We start from the raw sequence: 22,970 nt of genomic DNA, 5'->3' as shown, positions 1-22,970 counted from the left end.
TATTCTTATTAAAAAAAGCCCGCAATTGGGCTTAGTGTTTCATTATTCATTTTCCAGCGCAATATCAAACTGCGTTAAAGCCCTGAATTGCTGTAGGCGCTCCAGCACCTCCTCTTTCTGGAGTTGTATCATTCGTTCCGGCCCAAACTTCTCTACACAGAAAGAAGCCATATTAGAACCGTATATAATAGCATTTTTAAGATTGTCAAACGATATGTTTTCGCTTTGTGCAATATAACCTGCAAATCCACCTGCAAAAGTATCGCCTGCCCCTGTTGGGTCAAACACCTCTTCCAGCGGAAGTGCCGGCGCAAAGAACACCTGTTTGTCATTGAAAAGTAAAGCGCCGTGCTCTCCTTTTTTAATAACCACAAACTTAGGCCCCATTGCCTGTATTTTAGCAGCAGCCTTAACCAAAGAATATTCTCCCGTCAGCTGGCGTGCCTCTTCATCGTTTACAGTAATAACATCTACACGTTTAATAACTTCAAGAAGTTCCGGCAAAGCACAGTCCATCCAGAAGTTCATAGTATCCAGCACTACAAGCTTAGGTTTTGCAGTAAGCTGATCTAAAACACTTATCTGAACCAAAGGGTGCAGGTTACCCAGCATAACCACTTCAGAATCTTTAAAGTTTTCAGGAACTACAGGCTTAAAATCAGCCAGTACGTTAAGTTGTGTATCTAAAGTATCGCGGGAATTAAGGTCGTTATGGTAACGGCCGCTCCAAAAAAAGCTTTTACCGCCTTTTACTACCTCAAGTGCAGATATATCTATATTTCTTTCCGTAAAAAGATCCAGGTATTCCTGAGGAAAATCATCTCCTACCACTGATACGATAGCCGATTTAACTTTAAAAAATGATGCTGAAAACCCTATATACATGGCGGCGCCACCAAGAATTTTACCGGTTTTGCCAAAAGGCGTTTCTATAGCATCAAAAGCTACGGTACCTACAATCAGTAATTTATTCATAAAAGTGATGAAATTGAAGGCGCAAAGATACTCTATATCTTCAATACTTACAAAAAATTGGTTATCAAATTCTACTATGCTATCATATACAAAATCAATACCTTACCAATTATATTTTACGATAACGTTATTATAACGAGACGCAGTATTAAGAGAACATTATTAAATATTTATAAACCTATCATAAAACATAAAATATTGACAACGATTTGCAGATATCAATATAAATCTTTTTCTATATTTACAAAAACATTACCAATTACTGACATACGACCATAGGTCTGTAAAAATACTCCTTTTACATGAATTTATTACCGTCAGAACAGCTAACCCTGCAAACACCGCTTACTAAAGCACTGGTGTTTGAGCGTCTTAACAACCATGTGTTACCACAAGGTTATGGCGCTTTCCCGCAAACAGAGGAGCATGTTTTTGAAGGCCTAATGGAAAACAATTCGTTTGTATTAAAACGTAGTATTACGAACAGCAGTATGTATTTCCCGGAGATATCGGGCGAATTTCAGGAAGCCGATAATGGCACCAGTATTAAGCTTAAGCTTAAACCAAGCAACAGCGCAACAAAATTCATGATTTTATGGCTGGGAGGTTTAACGTTAGGCATAATATTAATTTCTCTTGCAGGTTTTCATAAAGGCGGATCTAAAACAGCAGTACTTATACCTACGATATTATTAGCTATTGGCATTGGACTTATAAATGCCGGCTTTAACAGCGAGAACAAAAAAGCAAGAAAAGCACTCACCAAAATTCTCGATGCTGAGATTAAATGGTAGATTGGAAAATCTGATTTTTGGATTTTTAGACGTAGAACTGCTGCACTATGCCTAGTAGAATTACAAAAACAAACCAAAACAATAATTACTCTTCACCTTCCCCATCAAACGGATTATAACCCAGGTAAAACTTTAAAAAATCGTCTTCGTCTGCTTCAGGCTCTTCAAAGTAATCTTTACTAAAAACAATAAGACCTTCTACCTTGCTGGAATAAAGTCCGCCTTCAAGCTGACGGTTAACAGTAATACCAAGTTTAGCCGAAACAAAGCCATCATTATCCTGTTCAATATCCTCATCAATCTCCCTTACCTGGCGTAACACCTCTACGTAATTACCCGAAACTTTTGCATCACCACAAAGCAGCTCCATTTTAGGCTGGAAAAACTCAAAAAATCGAATTCCAGAACCATTTACACTAAACTGAATAACCATATCTAAGGCTTCTACATATGATACCGGATAGATAATATCCATAATCTCTGTAGTATTTTCTTCGAAGTCGTATTCAAGTTTAGATTTTACTGTATCGTAAGAGTCTGTAAAGCTTAAATTGTCAATAGATGTATATGAGGTAATATTCATTATTTTGATTTTAGTTATTGAGCGTGCCTGCCTATATTTTCATAATACGCATCGATATTCAGTTGCGGCTGGGTAGATGCCATAACCGCTAATTGGTCGCAACGCTCATTTTGAGGATGGTTGTTATGCCCCTTTATCCATTTAAAGTCGACTTTATGCTGACGGTATATAATAAGGAAACGCTTCCAAAGGTCGGGATTCTTCTTGTCTTTATAGCCTTTTTTCTCCCAGCCAAAAACCCAGCCTTTAGACACAGAGTCAACCACATATTTAGAATCTGATATTACAAGAACACTGGTACCCGGTGTTTTTAGCTTTTCAAGCCCTACAATTACAGCAAGCAGCTCCATACGGTTGTTGGTCGTAAGGCGAAAACCTTCGTAAAACTCCTTACGGTAGGATTGCCCCACCAACTCCATGACCACGCCATAGCCTCCGGGACCAGGGTTTCCCTTGGCTGCGCCATCTGTATATATATGTACTGTATGCATTTTCTTGGCGGTTTGGTTATTTGTAGATTTGGTTATTTGTTACGTCGACTGATCAACTATTTCTACCATCTTCCAGCAACTTCCATCGTAATAAAATTTCATCTCTGTCATTATTCCGTTATCGTAGCCTTTCATGAAGTAGAAAACACTGTCTTTACTCTTTTTAACCTCTACATTAAACTTATCATATTCATTTTTCATCGCGTCTTTATGCCTACCGAAATCTATAAATGTATATTTTGAAAGAGGAATATCTTTCCTAATCATATCATTGTAATCATCATTGAGATGACTGTTTCTCAAAGGAAACTTTACATGGAGCTTTTGAAAAACACTATCCGAAGCGAACTTTTTAAAGAATATATCGAAATCAGCGTCACAGTTCTCCTGCTTAAAGGATATAGGCATTTTCACTGTCTTTTTGTTATCATCACAGCTAACAAACAACATCATCATAATTATGACGACCCCTAAAATTTTCAAATTTTCAAATCGTTTCATTTTCAAAATTTTACTGACTTAAAATCTCCTCAATAACCCTCGGAAAATGCTCATGCTCTAATGCTAGCACTTTAAGCGAAACTTCTTCGGGACTAAGACACTCTTCTATCGCAACGGCATGCTGGTAAATAACATTGCCTTCGTCATAATTATCATTTACATAATGAATGGTAATTCCACTTTCTTTCTCTTTATTTTCATGAACCGCACGGTGCACGTTCATTCCGTACATACCTTTTCCACCATAATTTGGAAGCAGTGCCGGATGTATATTTATTACTTTATGAGGATAGTGACCTATGATGTCTGACGGGAATTTCCACAAAAATCCGGCAAGAACTATCAGGTCCGGGGTGATTTCGTTTACCCATTGAAGCACTTTTCCTTCATTTAGAGCTTCGCGATCGAATACATATGTAGGTATATTATACTTTTTTGCTCTTTCTATAACTCCCGCATTTGGGTTGTTTGTTAGCACGGCAGACACGGCATAACCCTGTTTCTCGTCGAAATACTGCATGATCTGCTCTGCATTAGAGCCCCCACCTGAAGCAAAAAGGATGATTTTTTTCATTTTTTGGAAAGAATTTTACGGTACGCGAAAAAGTTTAATATCCTGCAAAATAACGGCGTTTTAAGAACATTCTAAAATTAATTTTCTACTTTAGTGCTACATTTTTTGACGAAGATGCGGTTTTAAAATAAAGTTTTTTATTTTTGCCATTCAATTTAAATTCTAAAATTAAAGATTATGTCAGACATTGCATCAAGAGTAAAAGCGATTATCGTAGACAAATTAGGTGTTGACGAAAACGAGGTTGTAACAGAAGCTAGCTTCACAAATGATCTAGGAGCGGATTCATTAGACACTGTTGAGCTTATTATGGAGTTTGAAAAAGAATTTGACATTCAGATTCCGGATGATCAGGCAGAAAACATTTCTACTGTTGGTCAGGCTATTTCTTACATCGAAGAAGCAAAAAAATAATAAATATTAAACATCCATGTAGTGCTTAATTACATGGATGTTATTATTTATTGGAAAATTAAGGCCAAAATCACCCGAAAAAAGATGAGAGTCTTTTAAAGATAAAGCACTTTCATAAAAAAATATCACCAATGCCCATGTTTTCTTATCTTTTAGTAGAGCACATGGGTATTGTTCTATAAATTTGAAACTATAAAATTGACCTTATGAAATTAAGAAGAGTTGTAGTAACAGGACTGGGAGCACTTACACCTATAGGAAATAACGTTGAAGAATACTGGAATGCGCTTATTAACGGAGTAAGCGGTGCTGCCCCTATTACTTATTTCGACACGACTAACTTCAAGACTAAATTTGCCTGTGAGGTAAAAAATTTCAATGTTGAAGATTTTATAGACCGTAAAGAAGCAAGAAAAATGGACCGTTACGCTCAGTATGCCATTGTTGCTACAGATGAAGCGGTTAAAGATGCAAAATTTGACTTTGACACTTTAGATAAAGACAGAGTTGGCGTAATATGGGGCTCTGGTATTGGCGGACTTGAAACTTTCCAGGAGGAAGTTATCAACTGGGCCAAAGGACCGGGAGTACCTAAATTTAACCCATTCTTTATCCCTAAAATGATTGCAGACATTGCCGGAGGCCACATCTCTATAAAATATGGCTTCAGGGGACCTAACTTTACAACGGTTTCTGCTTGTGCATCGTCTACCAATGCTATGATAGACGCATTTAACTACATTAGGTTAGGACATGCAGATGTTATTCTTACCGGTGGTAGTGAAGCAGCAGTTACAATTGCGGGCATGGGCGGTTTTAACGCTATGCACGCACTTTCTACAAGAAACGACGACCCGCAAACGGCATCCCGCCCAATGGATAAAGACCGTGAAGGTTTTGTTCTTGGCGAAGGGGCAGGTGCACTTGTACTTGAAGAGTATGAGCACGCTATTGCAAGGGGCGCAACTATATATTGCGAAGTTGGCGGCGGAGGTATGAGTGCCGATGCACACCACATTACTGCTCCACACCCGGAAGGGCTTGGCGCACGCAATGTTATGATAAACTGCTTAAGGGATGCCGGCTTAAAACCGGAAGATGTAGACGGTGTTAACATGCACGGTACATCTACACCTCTTGGCGACATAGCAGAATCTAAAGCTATTATTGAAGTTTTTGGTGAACATGCTTACAACCTTAACCTAAACTCTACAAAATCTATGACAGGCCACCTTTTAGGTGCTGCCGGAGCCATCGAGACTATAGCTTCTATCCTGTCTATAAAACACGGTATTGTACCACCAACTATCAACCACTTTACGGATGATGAGAACATAGACCCTAAGCTTAACTTTACCTTTAACAAGGCTCAGAAAAGAGACATGAAAGTGGTAATGAGTAATACCTTTGGGTTTGGCGGACACAATGCTTGTGTACTTGTGAAAAAAATAGATCTTTAATAATACCAGATTATGGGTATCATTAAAAAAATATTCTCTAAAAATACCCGTCTCTCTCCGGAAGACGGGATTTTTTTTGAGGAGATGACCAAAATACTTGGCTTTCAGCCAACCGAAATTACCCACTACCGCAGGGCATTTACCCACAGGTCGTCTAACAAGCTGGACGAAAACGGGCATCCCGTAAATTACGAGAGACTGGAGTTTTTGGGCGACGCTATGTTAGGCTCTGTAATTGCCGCACACCTGTTTAACGAAGTTCCTACAGGAGACGAAGGCTATCTTACCAAAATGCGTTCTAAAATTGTGAGCCGCGAGCATCTTAACGAGCTTGGCCGCGACCTTAACCTTATAAAATGGGTAGAGAGCAAAGTATCGGCACAGCATTTTGGCGAAAACATTCACGGCAATCTTTTTGAAGCCCTTATTGGCGCTATCTATCTTGATCGCGGCTTTGTATGGTGCGAGAAATTTATCCAGAAAAAAGTAATTGCCCCTTATGTAGATATTCCTAAACTGGAAGGCAAGGTTATAAGCTACAAAAGCCTTGTTATAGAATGGTGCCAAAAACAAAAGAAAAGCTTTCAGTACGAGGTTTACGAAGACAATGGTACTGAAGGACAGAAGCATTTTGCTGTAAAACTCAAAATAGACGGCAGGATAATTGCACGCGCCAGAGCCACTTCTAAGAAAAAGGCAGAAGAGAAAGCATCTCAACGCGCTTTTTTTGCATTTCAGGAAAAAATTAACAAAAAATAAGGCAAGTTCACATCAAACTATAACGTTTTCGTGAATAAAATAGCACAAACTTAATGAGTTAGGGTCTTTATTCTTAACATTAAGTTGTATATTTACGGTCGTTATTTTAGTATCAACTATGGCTACTTACAAATTAATGATTGACGATTTTGTTACAGTCGATTACGAATTGATTGCCATACATTCTTCCCTTGAGGATTATAGGCTTGCCTATTTTATAAACAGGGAATTATCTATACTGCTTGAGAAGAGCCCGAATGATATTTGGGTCACCATTAACGAAGGGGAAAGCTGTTTTTCAAGGTTTATCTTTGAAGACCCCGGTAACGAAAGCGCATGGAACCTGATACAAAACAAGAACAGGGTAATGTCTATGCAAAGCAACACAACAACCTCTTTATTTGAAGACACGGGCTTGTCAATACAAACAAGCGTTTTTCTGATGCCCGAACTTAAAAAGGTGGATTATGTGCTAAAGATTGAAAATGTGCCGTCGCTCTTTGAGCCCGATGAAGTAGTTGAAAAACTATTGCACATTAACCAGATTACCACAGCCTATACTATTGATCACAAGAAATTGAAATCTAAAAACAATTTAATTTTTTAAAAGAATGCCGACAAGAAAAAAAACTAAAATTGTAGCAACATTAGGACCTGCATGCAGTACAAGGGAAGTACTGAAAGATATGATCGATGCAGGTGTAAACGTATTCAGGATTAACTTCTCTCATGCTGACTATACTGACGTTAAAGAACGTATAGAAATGATTAGAGGCCTTAATGACGAGTTTGGCTACAACACTTCTATATTAGCCGATTTACAAGGCCCTAAACTTCGTGTTGGGGTAATGAAAGAGGATGTTATTGTAAACAGGGGTGATATTATCACTTTCCAGACAGCTGAAGACGTGCCTGGTACTGCAGAAAGAGTTTACATGAACTACAAAGAGTTCCCTAACGATGTTAACCCAGGAGAGAAAATACTTCTTGACGATGGTAAACTTATGTTTGAGGTTCTTGAAACAAACCGTCGTGACGAGGTTAAAACCATGGTTATACAAGGTGGCCCTCTTAAATCTAAAAAAGGTGTAAACCTTCCTAATACAAAAGTATCGCTTCCTGCGCTTACAGAAAAAGATATCAGAGATGCTATTTTTGCATGTAAAGAAAAGGTAGACTGGATCGCTCTTTCTTTTGTGCGTACGCCAAAAGACCTTGAAGAGCTTCAGGACCTTATCAGCGAGCACTCTGCACATAAAATTCCGATTATTGCTAAGATCGAGAAACCGGAAGGTGTTGAGAACATCGACAAGATCGTTGCTTTCTGTGACGGACTTATGGTTGCCCGTGGAGACCTTGGTGTTGAAATTCCTGCACAGGAGGTTCCGCTTATCCAGAAAAAACTTATCAACCGTGCTAAAACGGCACGTATACCTGTAATTGTTGCTACCCAGATGATGGAAACAATGATTACTAGCCTTACACCTACACGTGCTGAAGTAAACGACGTTGCCAACTCTGTAATGGATGGTGCTGATGCCGTAATGCTTTCAGGCGAAACATCTGTAGGTAACTACCCGGTTCAGGTTATCGAGAAAATGACACAGATTATTGAAGCTGTTGAAGATTCTCCGCTAATTACTGTACCACAAAACACACCACAGGTTCGTACAAAACGTTTTATTACTAAAACAATTTGTCACCACGCAGCACAAATGGCTAACGTAATTAAAGCTAAAGGTATCTGTACACTTACAAACAGTGGGTATACAGCATTCCAGATCTCTGCATGGAGGCCAAGCGCACCTATTTTAGTATTTACATCTAACAGAACTATCCTTACACAGCTTAACCTTCTTTGGGGTGTTAATGCATTTTTCTACGACAAATTCTCTAGTACAGATGAAACCGTAGAAGACGTTAACCAGATTGCTAAAGAAAAAGGATTTGTTGAAAAAGGTGACTTCCTTATCAACCTTGCAGCAATGCCTGTTGTAGATAAAGGTATGGTTAACACCCTAAGGGTATCTGAAATCGAGTAACAGCTTTCTTTCCAAAAAAGAATATCTATTAAAAAGCCGTCCTGAAAAGGGTGGCTTTTTTTATTTGGAAAATTTCGCCAATAGTTGCACAAATTGTTTCTTTCTACTTGCTACCACACAGGTTTTGTTATTTGAGCTTAAATGATAATGAATTCTTTCATCCTCTGGCTAAAGCCAGCGGCAAAACATAAAATAAATCCCGGTATAGAAGTCTATTTTAATGGCTTTAGCCTAATATATCTGTTAAAGTAAGATAAATTGACCTATAATGACTATTTAGCCGTGCAAGGTCTGATCCTAAAAAAGACTCAGCTGCTCCCCTTTTGTGCCATCAAAATGATGAATTGCCAAGGGCTGCACCGGGTCTTTACCTGAAAAGAATTTCTGGCGGGCAATTTTAAAAGTCGTGTGAATCATATCCGCAATGTTTCCTTCGCCGGTGCGGCGTTTAAAAACCTGCTTTTCGCCAAGCTTACCGCCGTGCATTGAGGCTATCTGGTGTAGTACTTTATCTTTACGATCGGGGTAATGCTCTTCTAGCCAGTCTATGAAAACAGGCTCAACTGTATCGTTAAGGCGAACAAGTGTATACCCAAAGCTTTGGGCGCCTTTTTCGGCAATAGTTTTTACTATCGTAAGAATTTCGGGCGTATTTAGTCCGGGTATCATCGGAGCGACCATTACATGGGTAGGAATTCCCTCTTTAGAAAGCGTTTCCAGCGCTTTTAGCTTTGTATTGACGGAAGATGTGCGCGGCTCGAGTTTACGCCTTAAATCCTCGTCTATTGTCGGAATGCTTAGCGATACGTTTACAAGGTTTTTTTCGGCTAGCTTTACAAGTATATCAATATCGCGGGTAATAAGCGCATTCTTAGTAAGCACGCTGACCGGATGCCGGTAATCAAGACACACCTGCAAAAGTGCACGGGTAATTTCAAGCTTGCGCTCTATGGGTTGGTAACAATCGGTATTACCGGACATTAAGATAGGTTCGGGCTTATAGCCACGCTTCTGGAAGAACTTTTCTAAGAGCTGTGGCGCATTTTTCTTTGCCATAATAACACGCTCAAAATCTACGCCCGCGCTATATCCCCAATATTCATGTGTTGGGCGCGCAAAACAATAGGCACAGCCATGCTCGCATCCCTGATAAGGGTTCATAGAATAGGCCATAGAAAGATCGGGGCTCTTTACAGGATTGACAATCGTTTTAGGAAAAACCTCCAGCACTTTGGTTTTGGCAATTTCCTCTTCGTAATCATCCTGATAGATAGACGTTTCGTAGCGGTTCTTAATAAAGTGATTATGAATATTTGTTACCGCTCCCTGTCCTTTTATCTTATTCTTTTCCATCTTTTTGCCTCCTTTTTACCCGAAGCAAAGTAAGAAATAGCGATGTGTTTTTGCGTTAAACTGCGCGGCAGGTTATCAACAAAAATGCATTGCCCAATAAATAAAGGGCATACAAAAGTGGCTGTTATTTTTTTAGCATGTAAACTCTTATGACTCTTACATAAGCCATAGAATTCTTAAAGGATAGCGGTGAGAAATTTAAGACGCCGAAAGTAACGTTACCTGTCTGAACTGCTTCTTTTGAAAATTAAGATCGGCCTGAAGTGCCTGAAGTGCATCTTCCTGTCCTTTTATCTTTTCAAGATAATCGGCGGTTTCACGCCTGTTCAGTCTGCGCGACCTAAGATTTTCAAACTCCAAATCTGCATATTCCATACTTGCTTTCTCATTCAGCAGGTCTATATATTCTGCGTAGGTAACATCGCTATCAGGAAAAGCGATAAGCGACCACGCACTATTAAACGCCACAAGATTTTCAAACGCAGTTCGAAGTTCTACATCCCTCTGTTTATTACTTGCAAGCCTTTCAAGTATCTGCTTTTTCGCAATCAACGTACCGGGTAGCAAATTCTTATCTATAAGAAAGAACATAAATGCCGCCATAAGACCAATAAATAGAATGTAGTTATGCATGGGGAACGGTATTAGAATTTATAACAAATTTAGAAAATTAAGTTTTTTTTAACATTGCGAAACTATTAAATTTTCCGGTTTATAAACTCTTATTCTGCACACTACCAAAAAAAACGACGAACTGCACATTTATCGAAATAACAAAGGCCGTGCAATATGCACAGCCTCTTTATTTTGTAAATGTATACTTACCTCATCATAGAAAAGTGTCCTCTATATTCTTTTCCATTTGCCCGTGTTGCCACAAACCAATAGTCTGATGCCGGAAGCTGGTAACCGTTTAGTGTTCCGTCCCAACCCGGGCTTGTGCCTTTAAATGATGCCAGTATCTTTCCATAGCGGTCGTAGATAGTAACAGCTATATCGGGCGCATAGAAAGCGTGATCTATTTGCCACTTATCATGGTAACCATCTCCGTTTGGCGTAAAGAATTTAGGATACATAAGCACAGCCACATCCTGAGATGTAACACCACATCCGTTTTTTACCATAATTTCATAATGGCCAGCATGTACATTTTGAAAAAATGATGTTTCCTGCCAGTTAACACCATCTATAGAAAACTCGTAATATCCTTCTGTGGCCATAACCACATTTACAGTGTTGTTGTTTTCGTTTAAGTCATTAACCTCAACCGTTTTTATAACCGGATCGTGCGACTCATATACTGTAATTATTTTAGCAGCATCGCAAATAATATCGCCACTTGCTCTTGTAACAGTAAGCGTATATTCTCCTGCTTTATGCACAACCTGATCGCTTGTACCACTTATGGTTTTATTTTCAAAACTCCATGTATAGGTATCAAAGCCTTTTGGAGCCTGAAGCTTAACCGAAGATCCTTCGCAAAAACTGTAGCTATCGGGCATTTCAATTTCAGGAGAAGCAATAACGGTAGCGGTAAAACTTGTGATATCAAAACAGGTTCCGCCATTACGAATTACTTTTGCATATATAGTATACTCGCCAACCGGAACTGTATAACTTAAATTCAGTGCGTTAATTCCGCTTTCGGCATCCAATCGCGACGCGTAATAACTCACTGTAAAATCATTTGCCGGTTGTTCGGCAAGTACATTAACATTCTGATCTTTCAGGTAAAATGTTCCATTACCGTTTTCATCACCACACGTAGCAACATCTTCCGGCTGAAATGCTGTAGGAGCACTATACACCGTCACATCCTTAAAGTAATAACGTACAGCCCTTCCGCTTTTTGCTCTGGCCTTTACTGTATAAGTTCCCGATTTTGCATATTCATGCGATACCTCTGTATCTATAGAAGTATTTCCATCTCCAAAATCCCACATAACGCTATCGGCATTCATTGTACCTTCTGTCGAGAATGATACAACCGTGTCGGTACAATCGCTCTTTGTTTTTATATCAAAAAGGTAATATGGCTCTACCACAAAGTTAGGCAGCCCTACGAAGGTTTCTTTATCGTTAAGATTTACGGTGTCAAGCACAAATTCACAGCCAACACCTGGAACATTGGGTTTACGTATTACCGATAAAGTATTAGAGAGATATTTGTTTACCACAAATATTTTAGAATTTGGTGTTAGCTTTATAGAGCTTGCAACATCAATGGTACCAACTGTAACCTGAGTAGAAGGAATATCCTGTGCAGTAGTATCATACTGAAGCAGCATATTTTCGCTTGTAACATATAGTAATTTACTGTTTGGCGAAAATTCTACACCATAGCTTTTTGCGGGCGACTTAATAATTCTGCCGTTGCTTACTACACCCGTGTGAGTATCATAATCAAACAACTCTACAGATAAAAGTCCGTTGGCAACGGCGAGCTTTCTACCATTTGGCGAAATGCTCATCCATCCTGCGTAATGTCCAGAATTGTCGGCACCATCTATAACCATACCGGTATTGCTTATAACAGGAGTAGCAACTACACCATCTGCAGTAACTTTGTAGCTATAAAAGGCATCATTGCCCCATTTATGCACTGTTACCCAAACGTCTTTGTTATTATCTGCATATACGGCAGTAATTTTTTCGGTAACGGGAGTTACCAGTTTCGTGTTTGCTGCAACTACATCTCCGTTACCATTATCGGCAGTTATATCAACTTCAGAATAGGTAAGCCCGTTAGGACCGCCGGCATCATCTGCCGCAAAAATGTAGAAACGTGTTTTAGAGCCTGGTTTAGGGACTATCACAGCCGACTGCGTAGTAGATTGGTCGCCCAGTAATCCTGTTCCGTGAGGCATTCTTTTATGAAGCCTGTTCCAAACATAAACGCCATTGGTGTAGAAAAGCAATTCGCCGTTCTCGTCAGAGATCGTTGCACTTCCTTCCATTGTTGTCATCGCGCTGTTACTAACAGCTACAGCTTTTCCGCTGCTAAAGTTCAATCCGGCCATTCGGCCAAAATACCAGTTGTTGTCCTGTTGTGCCAGTACGCCTGTAGTAGTAAGAAGGCATAAAAGGCACACCAGAAAATTTGTGTGTTTCATTATCAATTTGTTTGCAGTCTTGGGATAAAAGAACAGGTGCTTTAACTCTTAAAGCTTTTCCTAACCTTTCTTCTACATCTCCCGACTGCAGGATGCACTAAACATAGTTGCACAGTTGATTACACTGTACAATCTTTCTTTTGGTTTGATATAACTTCTATAATCTGTCCAGGAAACAGAAGCTATAATTGATTGATACACAAGCACACATACGGGCTGTTTACTGCCTTGGATTTGGGGACACCATGCATGCATAACATTTTTGGACATCGAAAACGTTGTAATTTATCCGATTAAATGTTAATTTTTATCGATTAACTAACTGAACATCAATCGCTAAAACTGCAAAGCAAAAATATTTAAAAAATAATTGTAAAAAAGCACTTTTTAACACTTAACATTTAATTAACAAGCATTTCATCGATATATATAGTGCTTTAATCGATCAAAATCATAAAGTTGATACGCCGTATAAAACGTTTGTACAGACAACTATTGAAGTATAATTATTTTTTAGATAAAATAGGTATTAGCTTACAAAAAAGATAAGATTACGAGTATTTGTGGGGCACACGTAGGGGAGAATAATCTTATAAAACTAAAAAGTCCACTACATCTCGTAGCAGACTTTTTTTAGAATTGAGGTACGTTTGCACAAAACTAAACATGAAAAAGCGTGACGCATTCTTACTCCTAATTATTACCAATTATAAATTTAAGATGTTAAAAAAACGGCAAACGTTGCGTTTAGATTGGTAAAAATGGCAGTTTTAAGATATCAGAATTGAGAATTTTCTCTCAATAAAATTTCAAAAAAGTCATATTTACCTTAAGTGTATAAAATTGCCGATATATTTTTATACTATATACCTTTCTTATATTTAATCGCAGATTCAAAAACAGGTATATTTAAACTGTCTTTTATGTGAATTTCCACAGCGGATAAATGTTCATGGTCTTCCGCCGGAATGGTAAGTGTTTTATATTCCGGACGTGATTTACCTTTCGTTGGTTTTTCTACATCGGCTTCTGTTATAAAATAAAACACATAGCTACTGTCTACCAGAAACCTTTTAAGGTATTCTCCTGTACTTATCCGGGTATAGCTACCGTTTGTGTCAAGATGCTCTATTTCGCCAGAAGAATGCATGTTATATATCTTTTCGGCAGTAATATGCTTTGCCTCCTTTTCACTCATAACGTAAAATTCGGTTTTAGACTTGTTATCTATAGTAACGGCCTGTTCTTTGGCACAACCTGAAGCAAGAAGAACTAAAAGTAGCAGCGTAGGTTTAAGTATGATTTTCATTGTTTGATGGATTGATTGAATCGTAAAAATAATAAAAAAACGCCCGATACCTTAAAGTACCGGGCGGTCTTATCATCAGAAAGAAAACCTTTCACACACATTACATAAACAGCTATGTTTTGTTTTACCCTACCATAAAAAAGAAACTCCCCGGTATATAGGGTTATACCGGGGAGCAAACATAAAACAAACAATTAATCTAAAATAATCTGGAAAGATATCCCAAACTATGCTTTTAGCGCCATCCGCCGCCTAGTGCCTTATACAGGTTTATTATAGCAAGGTATTGCTGATATTTATTATCTATAAGGTTTAACTGGCTATTAAGCGCGTTGTCTTTTGCTGTAAGTACCTCAAGGTAGTTTACAAGTCCGTACTCTAATAACTCATCCGAATAGTCTGCTGCTTTAGTAAGGGCGTCGGCCTGTTTTTCTCTAATGGTAATTTTCCTGGTCTCGTTATTGTAGTTGGCAAGGGCATCACTCACCTCGCGGCTTGCTGTTATCAATGCCTGTTCAAACTGTACCAGAGCCTGCTCGTTTTGCGCTTTTGCCACTTCGTAGCGTGTACGTATCTGCCTGCCGTTAAACAAAGGCTGTGTAAGTCCTGTAACGATATTAGCGAATAGTGAGTTAGTATTAATCCAGTCGTTTAGGTCAATACTCTGTAAACCGCCTGTAGCTGTAATCCTAAACTGAGGATAAAAGTTACTGCGTGCCACATTGGTAAGCTCAAAGGCGTTAATAAAACCATATTCTGCCGCAACAACATCGGGACGGTTTCTAAGCAACTGCGTAGAAACACCAACCTGAAGTGCCGGGTTAAGGTTCTGGTTCTCTAATGTGCCACGCTCCAGTTTTTTAGCCGGCTCGCCAAGCAATATGCTTAATGAGTTTTCTACAAGAATTATATTATTTTTTAAATCTTCGATAATAATCTCTGTAGCATATTTCTGTGCTTCGGTCTGCTTAACACCTACCTCATTTACGCTACCCGCATCTTTAAGCGAAATAATTGTTTCTACGCTCTGGTTACGGTTAGTTAGCGTCTTCTCTGCTACTTTTAGCTGTGCATCAAGCGAAAGCAATTGGTAGTAGTTTGCAGCAATATCGGTAATAACCTGTGTTTTTACTGCCTGGTTAGCAGCAATAGTCTGCATATAGGCAGCGCTAAATGCACGTTTGTTACTACGTATTTTACCCCATATATCGGCTTCCCATGCAAAATTGCCTAAAAGCTGGTACTGGTCTAAGTTGGTGTTACCACCGGTCTGGCTTACAATTCGGCCAATCTGGCTGTTTTTACTCTGTTCTGTATGTGTCCAGTCTACCCCAAGGCTAAGCGTAGGAAAGTATCCTGCTTTACCCTGCTTAAGGTTTGCCTGAGCAGCTGCAACATTCTGGATTGCAATCCTTATGTCGAAGTTGTTCTGCAATCCCTTTGTAATGTATCCCTGAAGGATAGGATCTGTAAACATTTTGTTCCACGAAACATCGGCCATAGAAACCGTATCCTGAGATACGATTTCCGACCTGTACAGGTTCTCTGCCTTAATGTTTTCGGGTTTCTTATATTCTTTTGCAGCAAAGCAGGATTGCAGCAGTATGCCCGCCCCTACAATTACAGCAACTCTGTATGATGTCTTTACAAGTTTCATATATACTGTTATTATGCTATGCTGTTATTGTTTCTTTATTCTCTGTGTGATTGTCGTTATCATCTGTCGGCTTGCCTGAAATTCTTTCCTGCAACGCCTGGAATATGATAAACAGGATAGGTATTACAAACACCCCAAATATGGTTCCTACCAACATACCACCTACTGCACCCATACCAATTGACTTGTTACCCACTGCACCTACTCCGCTGGCAAGTGCCAATGGTAACAGACCCAATATAAAGGCAAACGATGTCATTAAGATTGGCCTTAAACGTGCTTTAGCACCTTCAATTGCCGATTCAACAAGCCCGAGGCCATGCTTTCGTCGCTGCATGGCAAACTCCACAATAAGGATGGCATTCTTGGCGAGGAGCCCTATTAGCATTATCAGTGCTACCTGGAAGTAAATATTATTCTCAAGTCCGGCAAGCTTCACAAAGCCAATAGCTCCGGCAATACCCACAGGAAGCGATAAGATTACCGCAAGCGGAACAATATAACTTTCGTACTGTGCACTTAACAGGAAGTATACAAATATCAAACTCAATAAGAATACACCTGCTGCCTGGTTACCCGCAAGGATCTCCTCACGTGTCATACCAGAGAATTCGTAGCTGTAGGTTTTTGGCAAGTGCTGTGCAGCAACTTCCTGCACTGCTTTAATAGCGTCTCCACTACTAAAGCCAGGGTTAGATTTACCATTCACGTTAACCGCTTTTAGCATGTTGAAACGCGCTACAGCTTCAGGACCATATATTTTCTTGAAATCTACAAACTGGCTAATAGCAACCATTTGGTTATTTGCATTACGCACATAGATCTTGTCTATCGATTTTTCATCGGCTCTTTCTTCCGGCGTAGCCTGAATCATTACACGGTACTGCTTACCAAATTTATTAAAGTCGGTAGTATACAGTCCGCCGTAGTAACCCTGCATAGTGTTAAAGATGTTGCTTACAGATACGCCTGCATCTTTTGCCCTTTCCACATTAATATCCATTTGATACTGAGGGAAGCCCGGGTTAAAGTTGGTGATACCGTACTGAATTTCAGGACGCTTCATCAGCTCACCTAAAAACTCGTTGGTTACTTTACTTACAGTAGCCCAGTCGTCATCGCCTGTATCCTGAATTTTAAGCTCAAAACCGTCGGCAGTACCAAAGCCCTGTACACTTGGCGGCGTAAAGAATAACGCCTTAGCATCCTTCATACCCGCTGTACGTGCAAAAAGTTCACCCACAATAGCATCTACACTCTGATTTTTTTCTTTACGATGGCTCCAGTCTTTCAGCTTAATAATGGTAAAGGCGTATGAACCACCGTTTACCCTGTTTAATAAACTGAAACCTACAACGCTCATCCTTGCTTCAACCAATGGCATCGACTTAAGTATGGAGTCCAGCTCATTTACTGCAAGCTGTGTTTTTTCAAGGGTTGTTCCCGGAGGAAGCGTAAGGTCGGCCATGATAATACCACGGTCTTCATTCGGGATAAATCCTGACGGAGTGGTAACAAATAGCAGGTAAGTAATACCCGAGAATACCGCAAGTATAACAACAGTTATCCATTTTTTCCTTGCAAGGAATTTTAGGGAACCAACATATTTGTTGTTCATAGCGTCAAAACCGGTGTTGAATGCGGTAAAGAAACGCTCTTTTAGATTTTTCTTTTTATGCTCGTGTCCGTCATGATCTTTGTGCGGTTTAAGGAAAAGGGCACAAAGCGCCGGGCTTAATGTTAATGCATTTACTGCTGAGATAAGAATAGCCACCGCAAGTGTAATAGCAAACTGCTTATAGAACACCCCGGAAGGGCCACTTAAAAACGATACCGGTACGAATACCGCCGCCATTACAAGGGTAATAGATATAATAGCACCCTGAATTTCGCTCATGGCAGATAGGGTAGCCTTTTTAGGTGATTGTTCTCCCTCGTCGAGTTTGGCGTGCACCGCCTCGACGACGACAATGGCATCATCCACTACAATACCAATAGCAAGGATCATTGCAAACAACGTAAGCATGTTGATCGAGAAACCGGCAAGTTGAAGGAAGAAGAATGTACCCACAATAGCTACAGGAACGGCAATTGCCGGAATTAAAGTAGACCTGAAATCCTGAAGGAAAACAAATACCACTATAAATACAAGTATAAAAGCCTCAATTAGGGTAGATATTACTTTGTGTATAGAGGCATCAAGGAATATTTTAGTATCAAATGGAACTACATAGTCTATACCTTCGGGGAAATTTGCTTTACTTGTAGTTAAGATCGAATTTACCTCGTCGATAATGTCGTTAGCGTTAGATCCTGATGTCTGGAAAACACCAATAGCCACACCATTTTGACCCATCGCAAAGTTTTTCTGCCCGTAGTTAAACGCACCAAGCTCGATTTTAGCGACATCGCTTAGGTGAACAAAATTACCTCCACCTGTCGATTTAACTACGATATTCTCATAGTCTTTAACCTCAGAAAGACGCCCTTTATATTTAATTACATATTCATAAACACCTTCAGCGTTTTCACCGAATTTACCCGGAGCAGCCTCAACATTCTGTTCCTGTAATGCAGCTTGTATATCGGCTGGTGTAAGGCTAAATGATGACATTTTTTCCGGATCGATCCAGATACGCATTGAGTAATCTTTCGCACCAAATACGTTTACCTGACCTACACCTTTAACACGTTGTAGTTTAGGCACAAGGTTAATTTTAGCGTAATTCTGTACGTATGTTGCATCATACTCAGGATTCTTAGAGAATAGTGCCAGGAACATTAAGGCACTCGTCTGGCTTTTAACCGTTGTAACACCCGTTTGCACTACCGCCTGCGGCAGTTTTGCCGTGGCACGCGATACCCTGTTTTGTACGTTTACCGCAGCAATATCGGGGTTTACACCAAGTTCAAAGAATACACTTATGTTGGCAGAACCATCATTAGCAGCACTCGATGTCATGTAGGTCATCCCTTCAACACCGTTAATCTCTTCTTCCAGTGGAATAACCACACTGTTAAGTACAGTCTCGGCATTGGCACCGGTATAGGTTGCCGTTACCTGTACGGTAGGCGGCGCAATTTCCGGGTACTGTTCTATTGGCAGCGATAATAGCCCCAATACACCCAGAATGGTTATGATTATCGAAATTACGGTACTCAGTACCGGCCTTTCTATAAAAGTTTTTAGCATTTGTTCTCGTTATTTTTTGGTAGCGTTTTCTGTAGATGTAGTTTTAGCCGTAGCTGTAGAATCTTGTGCTGCAGGAGCTTCTTCTTTCGCCTTAGCCTGTTGTGGCGCTATAGCCATACCGTCTTTAAGCTTTGAAGTTCCTTCTACAACGATAACTTCTCCCTCTTCGACACCACTTTTAATGATAAAGTTTGAACCCGATGTAGTTAACACCTCAACAATTTTAGATTTTACGGTGTTGTCTTTATTTACAACATAAATCATTTGTTTTCCCTGAAGGTCAAACACGGCATTCTGAGGCACTTCAATAGCATCTTTAATTTGTATTGGCAGGCGAACCGTACCCTTACCGCCACTTCTTAATACAGCTTCCGGGTTTTTAAATTCTGCCCTGAACTGGCTTGTACCTGTAGCAGCGTTAGCTAAACCGGTAACAGCAGCAAGACGTCCTTTTTCTTCATACTCGCTTCCATCAACCAATATAAGACTCACGGGAGGAGTATTTTTAAGTTTTTCCTGAAGCGATGCCCCTTTAAACTCTCTGCTAAAGCTTATCATTTGCTTTTCGTTCATACCAAAGTAAGCACGCATTACTTTAGTGTCAGACACTGTAGTAAGCGGCATTTCGCTTGTAGCGCTTGCAAGTGCACCCTCTTTGTATGGAAGGCTGCCTATAACACCATTTACCGGAGAGGTAATAGTACCATAGTTAATGTTTGCAGCAACAGAACTGTATGATGCTTTAGCCTGAGCCAGTTTTGCTTTGGCTGTTTCTAACTGAACGTTAGATATAATTTTACGGTCTACAAGTGGTTTAAGCCTGTCTACCTCTACCTGCGCAGCAGTAACATTTGCTTTTGCAGCAGCGGCATCCTGGTTAAGTGTTTGTGTTTCCAGTTTAAACAGCAACTGGCCTTTGCGCACTACCTGGCCTTCATCAACATATATTTTTTGGATAAAACCGTTTACTTTCGGGCGAATCTCAACATTTTGCTGGCCTTCAAGGTTAGCTGTATATTCTTCATATACTGTAGCATCCTGTTTGGCTACCGTTTGTACCGGAAAAGGTGCCGGCCCCTGTTGTGCAGGTGCCTGTTCTTCTTTTTTTCCGCATGATGCTAATAGCACCAGGGCCGCGATGGCACCTATAAAAGATCTATTTTTCATTTGTGTGGACTTGGATTATTGTTCGTTTTTTGAGTGAAAGTGATTTATATTGGATCGTTTTTTTCTATTTCTTTAAAGTCATTGATACTCTTTAGTACAACCCTTTCCATTTCCAGAATGTGTTCCCTGTACACTTTTACCATACCAAGATCATTCTTAGAGCTTGGGCAGCTACTGGTTTTTTGCCTGTAGACAACCATTTTTTCAAGTATTTTTTTCTCAAGGTCAAGCATTTTAAGATAATTATCAAAACGCTCGCTAAAGGCTGTAGGCTTGTAGTATTTTTTTCGGTCGCCGGGTAACGTATAGTAGGTTATCTTTCCAATTTTAAGGAGCATATTAAGATTGGTAGATACCGAGCTTTTACTTGCACCCATACGCTCAACCAAATCTTCAAAAGATATCTTGGTATCACACGTATCCAAAATTAAGGTGGCGAAAATTCGCGACCCTAATGGCGGTAAATGATGTACAGTCTCGAAATGGACTCCAAACATCTCCACCAATTCATCCCGTTCTTTTTTAAAATCTGACATCTAATTTATAAAATTTGACGCAAAGATATAACTTAGTTCGGCTTGAACCGAACTAACCGAACTAAAGTTTTTGTTAATATTTTGTTAAGAAAAGGAATACGATCTGTCGAAATCGAAATAGTCAGTTAGTTACCTAATTTAAAAAGTGGAGTGTTTACAGGGGGTACTATTGAAAATAAAATTTTTTAGAGATGAAAAACAGCTTAGGAGCGATTTTTCAAAATTTCTGAAACAATTAACGCAGCATGCACCCTGCTGTTCTCAATAAACCACTTATGTGTCTCTAAACCACCGCAAACCACACCAGCCAGAAACAGTCCATCAACATTAGTTTCCATTGTGTCCGGATTATATTCAGGGACGCAATTCAATCCGTCGTTAATGCTGATACCGGCATTGCGCAGAAAGTCAATATCCGGTCGGTAACCCGTTAGTGCGAGAACAAAATCGGCTTCAACCAATACTTCGCCGTCAGGCGTGTTAAGAATCACCTCGTTCTCGGTTATCTCTACAATTTCCGAATAGAAATAGGCTTTAATGCTGCCTTCTGCAATACGGTTTTCAACATCGGGCTTCACCCAGTATTTTACCCTGTCGTTAATTTCACCCTTGCGGATAACCATAGTTACATCGGCACCTTTTCGGTAGCATTCCAGCGCGGCATCTACAGATGAATTATTTGCACCGACCACAACCACTTTTCTAAAAGCGTACTCGTGTGCTTCTTTGTAATAATGACGCACATGCGGAAGGTGCTCGCCCGGCACATCTATGTAAATAGGGATATCATAGAAACCTGTAGCAATAACCACATTTTTAGCGGAATATTCTGCTTTGCCTGTTTTTAAACTGAATATCCCATCCTCTTGCTTGTTAACGGATTCAACCGTTTCAAACAGGTTCATGTTAAGGTTAAAATGGCGGTGAATGTTGCGATAATATTCTAACGCTTCCTGCCTGCCCGGTTTCGGTGCAATACAGTTAAACGGAATATTGCCAATTTCCAGCCTTTCGGCAGTAGAAAAAAACGTCATATACAGCGGGTAATTAAACAGGCTGTTCACCAACGCGCCTTTTTCTATAATAAGATAATTGAGTCCTTTTTGTTGTGCTTCGATACCGCACGCAAGCCCGATAGGGCCTCCGCCGATAATGATAAGGTCGTAGGTTACTTGTTCCATGCCGAATACGGATTATTGCTCAGGTAAGCATTATAGTAGCGTTCATCTCCTGTAACCTCTTCGCCAAGCCATGATGGTTTTTCAAAGCTTTCATTTTCATCCGACAGCTCAACCTCTGCAATGGTAAGTCCGGCATTATCACCAAAAAACTCATCAACCTCAAACGTATGGCTGCCTATTTTAACCTCGTAGCGAATCTTGTCAATACTGCCTTTCTCGCAAAGCGCAAGCAGTTGTTCGGCATCTGCTACCGTAATTTCTTTTTCCCATTCCATACGGCTGGTGCCGCTGTCGTTGCTTTTGCCTTTAATGGTTAAAAAACCCTGTGCGCCTTTAGTGCGTACTCTAACGGTACGCTCGGGGTTAGAATTCAGGTAGCCCTGTGCAATGCGTTTTTGGGTAACTGCCTCATTTTTATAGGCATCAGAAAGCACAAGAAATTTACGTTCAATCTCAATCATGTTTTTGTAAATAATAGCTAAGGTATGAATTTGTGGGGAGGCTATTGATAAAAATCTGCATTAATATTTCCCAATTCGGGAACTTTTTGTAACTTCGTAAAAATTATTGTATTGAGAGTTATTACGCGGAGAACACTTAGGGACTTTTGGGAAGCTCATGCTGATTGTGAACAGCAATTGAAATCATGGTTTCAAGAGGCATCGAGTGCGCAATGGAAAAACCCTTCGGATGTAAAAAAAGAATATCCTAGTGCCAGTATACTTGTAGATAATCGGGTCGTTTTTAATATTAAAGGAAATAACTATAGGTTAATTGTGAGGATAAGCTACGATTATCAGATGGTCTGGATACGGTTCATTGGTACCCACGCGGAATACGATAAAATAAATGCTAACGAAATTTAAAG

General features: G+C 39.8%; 20 protein-coding genes and 2 pseudogenes. 7 read left to right on the top strand and 15 right to left on the bottom strand.

Annotation, left to right across the window (positions count from 1 at the left end):
* Positions 1-42: 42 nt before the first annotated feature.
* On the bottom strand, positions 43-975 hold the full coding sequence (locus ALW18_11165) for a sugar kinase (protein AOE53025.1): 933 nt from the start codon (positions 973-975) through the stop codon (positions 43-45).
* Between the two features lie 302 nt (positions 976-1,277).
* On the opposite strand from ALW18_11165, the gene ALW18_11160 reads away from it, so the two are divergent.
* Entirely contained in the window at positions 1,278-1,769 is a 492-nt protein-coding gene (locus tag ALW18_11160) for a hypothetical protein (protein ID AOE53024.1), read from the top strand.
* 85 nt (positions 1,770-1,854) lie between these two features.
* On the opposite strand, the gene ALW18_11155 is transcribed toward ALW18_11160, so the two are convergent.
* The 4 genes from ALW18_11155 to ALW18_11140 are packed head-to-tail and all read right to left on the bottom strand — an operon-like array spanning position 1,855 to position 3,918.
* Positions 1,855-2,352 (bottom strand): hypothetical protein, encoded by a 498-nt coding sequence (locus ALW18_11155; protein AOE53023.1) that lies wholly within the window; start codon positions 2,350-2,352, stop codon positions 1,855-1,857.
* Between the two features lie 14 nt (positions 2,353-2,366).
* Positions 2,367-2,843 (bottom strand): ribonuclease HI, encoded by a 477-nt coding sequence (locus ALW18_11150; protein ID AOE53022.1) that lies wholly within the window; start codon positions 2,841-2,843, stop codon positions 2,367-2,369.
* Positions 2,844-2,882: 39 nt separating this feature from the next.
* Positions 2,883-3,344: a hypothetical protein gene (locus ALW18_11145; protein AOE53021.1), complete on the bottom strand. Its 462-nt coding sequence runs from the start codon at positions 3,342-3,344 to the stop codon at positions 2,883-2,885.
* Positions 3,345-3,354: 10 nt separating this feature from the next.
* Positions 3,355-3,918, bottom strand: coding sequence for a phosphoribosylglycinamide formyltransferase (locus tag ALW18_11140; GenBank protein AOE53020.1), 564 nt, complete (start codon positions 3,916-3,918; stop codon positions 3,355-3,357).
* Positions 3,919-4,095: 177 nt separating this feature from the next.
* Between ALW18_11140 and ALW18_11135 the strand changes: the two genes are divergently transcribed.
* The 5 genes from ALW18_11135 to ALW18_11115 all read left to right on the top strand — a co-directional run bounded on the left by ALW18_11135 (position 4,096) and on the right by ALW18_11115 (position 8,593).
* The gene (locus tag ALW18_11135) at positions 4,096-4,332 is read left to right on the top strand and encodes an acyl carrier protein (protein ID AOE53019.1); all 237 of its coding nucleotides are present in this window, start codon (positions 4,096-4,098) and stop codon (positions 4,330-4,332) included.
* 206 nt (positions 4,333-4,538) lie between these two features.
* Positions 4,539-5,792: a 3-oxoacyl-ACP synthase gene (locus ALW18_11130; protein AOE53018.1), complete on the top strand. Its 1,254-nt coding sequence runs from the start codon at positions 4,539-4,541 to the stop codon at positions 5,790-5,792.
* A gap of 12 nt (positions 5,793-5,804) precedes the next feature.
* Positions 5,805-6,551, top strand: a complete 747-nt coding sequence (locus tag ALW18_11125; GenBank protein ID AOE53017.1) for a ribonuclease III — start codon at positions 5,805-5,807, stop codon at positions 6,549-6,551.
* Positions 6,552-6,669: 118 nt separating this feature from the next.
* Complete coding sequence (locus ALW18_11120) at positions 6,670-7,158, top strand: hypothetical protein (protein ID AOE53016.1); 489 nt, start codon at positions 6,670-6,672, stop codon at positions 7,156-7,158.
* 4 nt (positions 7,159-7,162) lie between these two features.
* The gene (locus tag ALW18_11115) at positions 7,163-8,593 is read left to right on the top strand and encodes a pyruvate kinase (protein ID AOE53015.1); all 1,431 of its coding nucleotides are present in this window, start codon (positions 7,163-7,165) and stop codon (positions 8,591-8,593) included.
* A gap of 297 nt (positions 8,594-8,890) precedes the next feature.
* Here ALW18_11115 and ALW18_11110 read toward each other — a convergent pair whose 3' ends face one another.
* The 10 genes and pseudogenes from ALW18_11110 to ALW18_11065 all read right to left on the bottom strand — a co-directional run bounded on the left by ALW18_11110 (position 8,891) and on the right by ALW18_11065 (position 22,563).
* Entirely contained in the window at positions 8,891-9,946 is a 1,056-nt protein-coding gene (locus ALW18_11110) for a radical SAM protein (GenBank protein ID AOE53014.1), read from the bottom strand.
* A 198-nt stretch (positions 9,947-10,144) separates the two neighbouring features.
* A complete protein-coding gene (locus tag ALW18_11105; protein ID AOE53013.1) occupies positions 10,145-10,579 on the bottom strand; it encodes a hypothetical protein in 435 nt (144 codons plus the stop codon).
* A 1,412-nt stretch (positions 10,580-11,991) separates the two neighbouring features.
* Positions 11,992-13,059: pseudogene (locus tag ALW18_11100) on the bottom strand (hypothetical protein).
* Between the two features lie 862 nt (positions 13,060-13,921).
* On the bottom strand, positions 13,922-14,368 hold the full coding sequence (locus tag ALW18_11095) for a hypothetical protein (protein AOE53012.1): 447 nt from the start codon (positions 14,366-14,368) through the stop codon (positions 13,922-13,924).
* 235 nt (positions 14,369-14,603) lie between these two features.
* A complete protein-coding gene (locus ALW18_11090) occupies positions 14,604-16,025 on the bottom strand; it encodes a hypothetical protein (GenBank protein AOE53011.1) in 1,422 nt (473 codons plus the stop codon).
* Between the two features lie 16 nt (positions 16,026-16,041).
* Positions 16,042-19,218, bottom strand: a complete 3,177-nt coding sequence (locus ALW18_11085; GenBank protein ID AOE53010.1) for a multidrug transporter AcrB — start codon at positions 19,216-19,218, stop codon at positions 16,042-16,044.
* A gap of 96 nt (positions 19,219-19,314) precedes the next feature.
* Positions 19,315-20,385: pseudogene (locus tag ALW18_11080) on the bottom strand (secretion protein HlyD).
* 44 nt (positions 20,386-20,429) lie between these two features.
* On the bottom strand, positions 20,430-20,921 hold the full coding sequence (locus ALW18_11075; GenBank protein ID AOE53009.1) for a hypothetical protein: 492 nt from the start codon (positions 20,919-20,921) through the stop codon (positions 20,430-20,432).
* Positions 20,922-21,124: 203 nt separating this feature from the next.
* A complete protein-coding gene (locus tag ALW18_11070) occupies positions 21,125-22,102 on the bottom strand; it encodes a hypothetical protein (protein AOE53008.1) in 978 nt (325 codons plus the stop codon).
* Positions 22,090-22,563 (bottom strand): adenylate cyclase, encoded by a 474-nt coding sequence (locus ALW18_11065; GenBank protein AOE53007.1) that lies wholly within the window; start codon positions 22,561-22,563, stop codon positions 22,090-22,092. The genes ALW18_11070 and ALW18_11065 overlap by 13 nt, the downstream gene beginning before the upstream one ends.
* A 111-nt stretch (positions 22,564-22,674) precedes the next feature.
* Between ALW18_11065 and ALW18_11060 the strand changes: the two genes are divergently transcribed.
* Positions 22,675-22,968, top strand: coding sequence for an addiction module toxin RelE (locus ALW18_11060; GenBank protein AOE53006.1), 294 nt, complete (start codon positions 22,675-22,677; stop codon positions 22,966-22,968).
* The last annotated feature ends 2 nt before the right edge of the window (positions 22,969-22,970 follow it).

Origin of the sequence: Flavobacterium psychrophilum (assembly GCA_001708385.1) — a bacterium.
Taxonomy (GTDB): domain Bacteria; phylum Bacteroidota; class Bacteroidia; order Flavobacteriales; family Flavobacteriaceae; genus Flavobacterium; species Flavobacterium psychrophilum_A.
Note: the sequence above shows the minus strand (reverse complement) of the source record. Positions and strands in the feature narration are given on the sequence as shown.